This is a genomic window from Vagococcus sp. WN80Y, assembly GCF_059621045.1.
In genome coordinates this window covers 1-3,966 of the sequence record NZ_JCAQHY010000082.1, presented here as the reverse complement: position 1 = coordinate 3,966, position 3,966 = coordinate 1, and the positions used below count along the sequence as shown (strand labels likewise).

General features: G+C 41.7%; 3 protein-coding genes and 1 pseudogene. 1 reads left to right on the top strand and 3 read right to left on the bottom strand.

Annotated elements, in window-relative coordinates; genetic code table 11:
• The 3 genes and pseudogenes from AC5KOD_RS03025 to AC5KOD_RS03015 all read right to left on the bottom strand — a co-directional run.
• Nucleotides 1-1,097 (bottom strand): annotated as a pseudogene (locus AC5KOD_RS03025) (hypothetical protein); the annotation flags it as partial.
• Between the two features lie 27 nt (nt 1,098-1,124).
• Entirely contained in the window at nt 1,125-2,825 is a 1,701-nt protein-coding gene (locus AC5KOD_RS03020) for a SpaH/EbpB family LPXTG-anchored major pilin (protein WP_496913059.1), read from the bottom strand.
• Between the two features lie 95 nt (nt 2,826-2,920).
• Nucleotides 2,921-3,466 (bottom strand): recombinase family protein, encoded by a 546-nt coding sequence (locus AC5KOD_RS03015; RefSeq protein ID WP_496913058.1) that lies wholly within the window; start codon nt 3,464-3,466, stop codon nt 2,921-2,923.
• 380 nt (nt 3,467-3,846) lie between these two features.
• Here AC5KOD_RS03015 and AC5KOD_RS03010 point away from each other — a divergent pair.
• The coding region (locus tag AC5KOD_RS03010; protein WP_496913060.1) for a recombinase family protein at nt 3,847-3,966 on the top strand (120 nt) is incomplete at its 3' end.

The window sequence follows — 3,966 nt, the reverse complement described above, 5'->3', positions numbered from 1 at the left end:
TGAGCGCCCGGACTTGTCGGGTTGTCGATATAGGTGCCATTCGCAATTTCTCCGTTATGTTTGGGGGTTCCACCTGTGTTTGTCAGCGCATTAGACAGCTCACTCATCACGCGATAGCGAATATTGGTATACTTGGTTGTGAGTGACGTATTTTGAATGGAAAACGACACTAAATAGCTGACTTGATCAAAGGACCGAACAATATCGTTGGTTTCAGATGAATCATGGCCGGCAAGATCATCCGCATCAAAACTTGAGGTCCCCGTTTTAATCGGGATTCGAACATCCTTGATGACGATCGGTGACTCCCCTGCTTTGGTCTCCTTTGTTTGTTTGCTTGAAGAAGAGGCTTCCCCAACGTATTGCGGCTTTTTCAAGGAATCTTCTGCTGTATAAGCCTCTGCCTCCAGCTCTTTCAGTGTTTTTTTAGTTGTCATGGTCTCAACTGCTAAGACTTGATCATAGGTATCAGGAATATCCGACGATTGTTCTTCTTCTGGTAGAGGGCTTGCTTCCCCATCTGTTGAGGGGACTTCCCCCTCTTCTGTCTGCTTTTTAAACGTGAGGAGAGAGGCAACCACCTTGTCACTAAGAGGATCAATCAGCTCAATCTTGCTTTCAGCAGATGTCACCCGTTTGATCACAAAATGAAGCGGCTGATTTTTAAGTAACCGAAGATAACTACCGATCGGATTTCCCTGTTTATCTACCACGTGAAGAAGGTCCTCATTTAGACGTGAGGGATCACCCGAGTTAAGCGCCTTGATCTGTTCCTCCACATCAAATAGTGCCGTCGTCACCTCTGGTAAGCGGTCCGCTTCTCCGTTGCTATCTAGTGCTAACACTTGATACTCTTGACTAACAGGAAGCAACAGCCAACTGCTTTCGTTGGCTGTTACTTCCACTTGGACTTCCTCTGCTTCTGATGAAAGGGGCGCTGTAACAAGCTCCCCATCAACCTTCACCGTGAGCTTGGGCGATTGAATTTCTGTCGCCTTAAGAGACTCCTTCTGTAAGCCCCAAATGAGAGCTCCTACTAAAAGACAGATTCCGAAAAGAACGGCGACCAGTTGCTGCTTTTTTTTCTGGTTGTGCATACGTCTTCCCTTCCTTTCTTGCTGACTTTAAGCGTGACGACGTTTTTTATCGACTGAAATAGCGACTGTTCCAACTGTGATAGCGCCTAATGCTAAGACCACTAAGATAGTCGTGCCAGTGCCCCCTGTAAATGGTAAATCTGTTTTCGCTTTATCCACAACATTTAATTCAACGGTGGTATCTTCATGTGTTGTTAAGGTAACCACTACTTCTTGTGCTTCTTTGAGTAATTCATACCCGTCTGGTGCTTTGGTTTCCACTACCCAGTAGCTTTGTTTGATATCAGCCTTGGCAAAGGTTGGTTCATCTTTATCTTGTTTGCCATTTTTGTTAGTGTCTTCAAACCACGTTAACTTCAACCCATCAAATTGGGCACGGCCTGAGGCATCTGATGTCGCAATTAACCATTTAGTTCCTGCCGCAATCGCCTCTGCTTCTGTGGCATAGGACTGACCGTTCTCTGCTAGGAATTTCCCTGCCTCTGCGTCTGCTTTAGTCGCCGCAATGTGGAATTCCGCTCCTGCTAATGCGGCTTTAGTATCTTCCCCTGTTTTTTCAATGTCAAACCCACCTGCATAATACTCTGGATCTGTATTCGGATCAGTTGGCACGTCTACTGGTTTTAACCCTGGGGTTAGGAAAGCCACATCAAAATGGTTAATGATTGGACCATTGAAATCCATCGCCGTGTGAGTCGTATAAACCACTCGAATTTTTTTATCCTTATTGGTCGCTACTTTCTTCATACCTGCTTGTGTCAAATTCACCACAACGGCTTTTTCAGCGTCACTTGCGTCTGTAATCGGACTAGTCGCTTTATCTGTCCCATTGACCGTTACTTTATAATCTGTAGCTAAAACTAAATCCGTCCACTCGCCTGTTTCTGTTTTCACTTGAACCTTGACATTATCCAGCAATAACTTCGCATTTAGCGTATCGCTAATAGTAAAGTAATCCGCATAAATTTCATCGCCTTTTTTGACTGGTTTATCCGCAATTACCTTGCCATCTTTATCATACATCGGTGTGATTACCATATCCTGACTCGCCACTGTGTACAGACCTTCTGGTAAATTAGCCGTCGCCTCCCAGTTAAAGGTTTGGCCTGCTTTGATCGAGTGGCCTTTGCCTTCCTCAACTGTTTTGTCCGGCTCTAACAATGATTTCAAAATATTTTTAGGTTGAATTTCTACGTCATAAATTAATGAACTATGATCGTCACGTTTGGTTTGTGGCACATACACGAAGAACGGATCTGCCGGTTTACCGACACGGTCATCTTCCTGCTCTGTCACAAGATAAATACCGTCTGCTACTCGGCCTTTTCCTAAGTCAATTTTGGCACTACCATCTGCCGCAGTTGTGATAATTCCTGTTTCAGCCAAAATTTTATAATCAACATCCACTTTATTAACTAATGGATCTTTTAATGAGGCACCGCCAATGGCTTCCACTTTTTGAATCTTAAATTTAATGCCCGCTAACGGTGTTTTATCAACTGCTGTTGCCATCCCGTCTCCACGATCCCCTAATTCAGACGCATCTTTTACTTGATATTTCCAAATGGTAATAGAGCGATCAGACGTGTCATCCGCTACTGGGTTTGAGCTAATAGTTTGAGCGGCATGTGCCACTGGAACATCTAGAATCAACACTCCTCCAATACTTGCTAAAAAGGTGGTTGACACCACTAAACAACTCACTACTTTACTTTTATACGATTTCATTCCTTTTTTCCCTCTTTCATCCTAAATTTGCTTGTTTTACCCTGCTGACACGTTCCCCAGCCCCACCACCTTTCAGTTGGCTTGATGACTATCTACTAATCTCGGTTAATTTTTTTAACGTATTTATGAACAGTTCCCAAGGAGACCTCACAAATTTCCGCAATTTCTCTCATCGTCTTGCCTTGTTGTTCAAAGAGAAACACAATCTGATCAATGGTTCGATTATCTACTTTTGGACGACCTGTTATACGGCCTTGTTGCTTGGCTAGTTCTATGCTGGTTCGAATCAAATAACTTCGATGTCTTTCTTCCATTTCTAATACTTTTAAGACATCTGTGTAGAAATTAGTAGAAACCTCTGTATCCAATTTATCTTGTAGGCTAATCAGTCTAATATGCCGCTCATTTAATACATTAAGTAACTCTCTAAACCCCTTAGTATTCTTGGCAAAGACCCGTAAATCGTATACTAGTAACTGATCATCTTCGACAAGTTTTCCCAATAATCGATCTAGCTCATAATTAATCGTCACGTCTGTTTCTTCAATGAACACTTCTTGGCATTTATACGCTCGTAACATGTCTAATTGTTCCACCGTTGAGACCGGATAGTCTTTCCTAATATACGCGTATAGTGACATTGAGTTCACACATCCTTTCCTCTCTCATCACTCATTAAGCTTGATATAACGCGATTTAGAGTGTCTCATAAACTATAGTTAGTTATACTTGCAAGAAAAACGCAAAAAAACCCTCTTTCAAAAATACAAAATCCCTTTAAATTAGGATTTGTCATGAGAAAGAGAGTGAAGAAACAACTGTTATTTTAATGTGTCAAAAACTATAGTTTATTATAGACGTATAGAACTTGTCAAGAATTTTTTTCAATCTTTTTTTGAACGTCGGCTTAACCAACTTAAAGAGAAACGAGTCAATGGGACGCTCACTTTATTTTCTTACCTATTAATATCCCTCGTTAGTTGATCGTTTGTTAAGTCACCCACTAGCCTCTAAAATTTTAATGAAAAAGGAGAGAGTTTTTATGTCAATTATCGGTTATATGCGTGTTAGCACTCATCATCAAAAATTTGATTCTCAAGAACGAGCCCTTAAAGCCTATGGGGTTGACTATCTTTATAAA

Excerpts from the sequence above, each read along its gene's own strand:
- AC5KOD_RS03015 (WP_496913058.1), bottom strand. The coding sequence starts at position 3,466 with ATGTCACTATACGCGTATATTAGGAAAGACTATCCGGTCTCAACGGTG.
- AC5KOD_RS03020 (WP_496913059.1), bottom strand. The coding sequence starts at position 2,825 with ATGAAATCGTATAAAAGTAAAGTAGTGAGTTGTTTAGTGGTGTCAACC.